4 protein-coding genes are annotated in these 3,878 nt (G+C 71.2%); 1 reads left to right on the top strand and 3 read right to left on the bottom strand.

The genetic code is table 11. The annotated features are described in order from the left end of the window. A partial coding sequence (locus ASG00_RS02160) for an Lrp/AsnC family transcriptional regulator (protein ID WP_056206575.1) occupies nucleotides 1-337 on the top strand: 337 nt, incomplete at its 5' end. On the opposite strand, the gene ASG00_RS02155 is transcribed toward ASG00_RS02160, so the two are convergent. The 3 genes from ASG00_RS02155 to mtrB all read right to left on the bottom strand — a co-directional run. Then, nucleotides 338-1,000 carry a phosphoribosyltransferase family protein gene (locus ASG00_RS02155; RefSeq protein ID WP_235557390.1) on the bottom strand — a complete coding sequence of 221 codons (663 nt, stop codon included), beginning with the start codon at nucleotides 998-1,000 and terminating at the stop codon, nucleotides 338-340. Between the two features lie 88 nt (nucleotides 1,001-1,088). Continuing rightward, entirely contained in the window at nucleotides 1,089-2,786 is a 1,698-nt protein-coding gene (locus ASG00_RS02150) for an LpqB family beta-propeller domain-containing protein (protein ID WP_056206498.1), read from the bottom strand. Next, nucleotides 2,783-3,878: MtrAB system histidine kinase MtrB (gene mtrB, locus ASG00_RS02145; protein WP_235559071.1), on the bottom strand; the 1,096-nt coding region annotated here is incomplete at its 5' end. The genes ASG00_RS02150 and mtrB, both read right to left, overlap by 4 nt.

Genomic DNA, 3,878 nt, shown 5'->3' with positions numbered 1-3,878 from the left:
CCAGCGCGTGCAGAAGCTGATCGACAGCGACGTCATGCAGATCGTCGCCGTCACCAACCCGCTGCAGGTCGGGTTCCCGCGTCAGGCTCTCGTCGGCCTGCGGGTCAGCGGAGACACCCGCATCGTCGCGGCCGCGCTCGAGAAGCTCGAAGCCGTCGACTACGTGGTCCTCACCGCGGGCAGCTTCGACATCGTCATCGAGGTCGTCTGCGAGTCCGACGCCGAACTCAGCGAGCTGCTGAACTCCCGCATCCGCACCCTCCCCGGTGTGCTCAGCTCGGAGACCTTCGTCTATCTCGAGCTGCGCAAGCAGTCCTACAACTGGGGCACACGCTGATCAGCGCCGCCGCGGGGTCTGCAGCACGGTCGCCGCGACGACGCTGACCGCACCCGCAGCCCGCAGGGCCGCGGCGGCCTCGTGCAGCGTCGCTCCGGTCGTGACGACGTCATCGACGACGAGCACGCGCAGCCCGGCCACCACGCGCCGCACGCGCATGCTCCCCTCGGCGTTGCGATGACGGGATGCCTCGTCGAGACCGCGTTGATCGGCTACCGGGCGCACGACACGCAGCCCTCCCGTCGTGCACAGCCGGGCGCGCGCCGCGATCTGCTCGAGCGGAACGAAGCCGCGCCGGCGCACAGCGGCGCGAGAGCTCGGGACGCGGACGATCACATCGACCGCAGCCGAAGACGCCGCAGCCTCGGCGGATGCGCGAAGCAGAGGCGCAAGGCCCGCCGCGAGAGCACCCTGCCCGGTCTGTTTCGCCGCCCGCAGCACCCGCGCGGGCATCCCGTCGAACTCTCCCCCGCTCCACACGCTCAGACCGCCCTCGAGAGTGCGTCGAGAGACGCGCGGCACGAGCGCGACCCGACACGCGGCGCACAGAACCCGGCCGTCTGCGCCGCACCCGGCGCACCGCACGGGAAAGGCGAGGGCCGCGGCATCCGCGAACGCCTCACGCACCAGCCAGCGCGCTTCCGCCCATCCGCTCATCGTCATGCGACGATCCTCCGAGACACCCGCCGGGCGCGCGTGCGGGTCCGGCGAGACGGAGGACACCGCGCTCCAGATCCGTGCGGGGGAGGAATCAGGGGCTCGTCAGCGGCGACCCCTGCTGGGTGCCCAGCACCGAGACGCCCGTGCTGTCCTGCTGCCAGGTCGTACCGGATCGGATGAACACGGTGCCGTTGGAATCGAGCACACGGGCGATGGTCGGCACGTTCACGCCGGCGATGGCCACGGCTCCCGGCGGGGCGTCGACGGTCGTGGCGACGCCGCCGATCTGCACGGTGGCGAACTGCGCCGTCGAGCCGCTGCCCGAGATCACTCCGAGCGTCGATTCGTCGAGCCAGGCGACGTCGCTCGCGCCCGCCGGGAAGCTCAGCAGTGTGACGGCGTCACCCAGCGACTTCGGAACCCCCTGCGCGTCGCGCACGACGTCGGCGACCATGAGGACCGACCGGCCCCCCGAGATGACGAGCGCAGCGATGCGTGTGCCGTCGCGCGAGACCTGGAGCGCGTCCACGCGGCTCGCACCTCCCCACGGCGATGAGATCGCGATGCGCGTCGCCCCCGTCCCCGCCGCGACGAGCGCGGACGGCGACGTCTGCGGGACACTCCAGATGTAGCCGAACGGATCGATCGACGGCGCGATGAGTCCGGCGCGCTGGTCGAGGGCTGCGGGGCCGGCGGCATCCACCCGGGTCACCGCGCCGTTGCCCGCCAGCACCGCCGCCGTCGTCCGGTCGTCGCTCAGCTCCACCGAACGCGGGGAGAGAGCGGCCACCGCCGCCGAGACGCCGGGCAGCTCGTCGACCTGCCCGGCGGCGATGAAGCCGAAGCCCTTGGCGGTGAGGGCGAGAGTGCGGGAGTCGACGCGGGTGTCACGCGAGGGCGCCGGAGTCACGTCGAGGGCCGAACCGGCGATCGAGAGTGTCACCGACGTCACCTGCCCGGTCGAGGCGAGACTGTCGGTGAGCTGTGCCTGCATGCGCGACAGCGTGGTCTGATCCGACGTGAGAGCCGACTCCTTGAGGTCCACCTGCGCGACACCGTTCACGACCGGCACCGAGGGGCTCCCCAGCGACACCGTCTCCGGGAACGCCGAGACGACGCTCTTGGCGAGCCAGGGGCTCGGCTGTCCGTTGATGAGGGCCGCGGCGATGCGCGTCGACGCGTTGAGGGTCGGGAACCAGCGCACGTCCGGCACGAGGAACGTCCAGGTCGGGTCGTAGTACATGAGCGAGTAAGCGCGGAAGACGCTCTTGAAGAGGTCCTGATCGAGCACGATGCCGTTCGGGGCCGAGGTGATGCGCCACCCCGCCGGCAGCTTGGTGAGAGTGAACGTGAGCGGCGGAGCAGCGGCCTCGGCGACCGCCGTGTAGGCGCCCTCGCCGTCGACCGTCGCGGTCGGCGAGAGCGAGACGGTGACGGTCGCCGAGCTCTGATCCGACGACGCGACGGCGATCGAGCGTGCGGAGAGCACGTCGACGGTCGCCCCCGCATCCGGGCGCCAGCTGTCCACTGCCGTGCCCGTGAGGAACTCCCGCGCCGTGGCCCACCCGCCGGCGGGTCCGGAGCCGGCGTTGAGGAAGCCGTCCACGATCTGCTCGGGGGTCGCGCCGACCTGCGGACCGTTCGGCTTGAACTGCACGTCGGGCACATCGGGCTCGGCGGTGCTCGAGAGCCCCTCGTGCACGGCTCCCGTCATGGGCAGTCCCGCGCACCCGACGAGCGCGAGAGTCAGCGCGCCGACGAGCACGAGTGAGTGGATGCCGCGCCTCATCGCTTCTCCTTCGCGTCACGCTCGGGGGCGAGCACCGCGATCGGCTCGGTGAGACCGAGACTGTCGAGCACGGAGGTCTCGTCGGACACGTCCACGACGACCGGCGACACGAGCTCCCCGTCGATGTCGCGGCGAGGGAGGGTGAGGACGAAGTTGCTCCCGCGTCCGAGGTCCGACCACACGGCGAGAGTGCCGCCGTGCAGCCGCGCGTCGCCGAGGGAGATCGACAGGCCGAGGCCGGTGCCGCCGATCGTGCGCCGCCGGGACGGATCCGCACGCCAGAACCGGTCGAACACGCGCTCGACGTCCTCGGGCCGCATGCCGAGACCGTAGTCGCGCACACCGAGGGCGACAGCATCCTGATTGCTGTCGACCGTGACGACGATCAGACGCCCCTCACCGTGTTCGATGGCGTTGCCGAGCAGATTGCGCACGATGCGACGCACCCGTCGAGGATCGAGATCGACGAGGGAGTAGCCGCCGGGCGCGACGAGCCGCACCTCGCTCCCCCGCTGGTCGGCGAGCTGCTGCATCGAGCCGATCACGTCCTCGGCGAGCTGGGCGATGCTCGTGGGCTCGCGTTCCAGCTGCACCGAACCGGCGTCATACCGGCTGATCTCGAGCAGGTCGTCGAGGAGGACCTGGAATCGCTGGACCTGGGTCGAGAGCAGCTCGGCGGCACGCGCGGCCGCCGGCTCGAAGTCGTCGCGCCGGTCGGCGAGCACATCGGAGGCGAGCCGGATGGTCGTCAGCGGTGTTCGCAGCTCGTGCGACACATCCGACACGAAGCGCTGCTGCACGAGGGAGAGGTCGGCGAGTTCCTTGATCTGCGACTGGATGCTGTCGGCCATCGCGTTGAACGACCGACCGAGCGTCGCGAGCTCATCGGCTCCCCGCACGTTCAGGCGCACGTCGAGGTCGCCGGAGGCAAGTTTGGCGCTGGTCTCCGCGGCCTGCGCGACCGGCACGGTGATCGAGCGCAGCACGAGCCAGGAGATGCCCGCGATGATGGCGACGAGCGCGAAGCCGACGATCCAGAGGATGCCCTGCACGAACGCGAGGGTCTGCGCGGCGGCGCTCAGGTCGTAGGCG

The organism is Microbacterium sp. Leaf351, assembly GCF_001423825.1.
In the GTDB taxonomy this organism is placed as follows: domain Bacteria; phylum Actinomycetota; class Actinomycetes; order Actinomycetales; family Microbacteriaceae; genus Microbacterium; species Microbacterium ginsengisoli.
The sequence above is the reverse complement of the archived record's forward strand: the minus strand, read 5'-3'. Positions and strand labels throughout refer to the sequence as shown.

Bases quoted from the DNA above. Each gene is read 5' to 3' on its own strand.
- ASG00_RS02150 (WP_056206498.1), bottom strand. From the start codon at position 2,786: ATGAGGCGCGGCATCCACTCACTCGTGCTCGTCGGCGCGCTGACTCTC.
- ASG00_RS02155 (WP_235557390.1), bottom strand. From the start codon at position 1,000: ATGACGATGAGCGGATGGGCGGAAGCGCGCTGGCTGGTGCGTGAGGCG.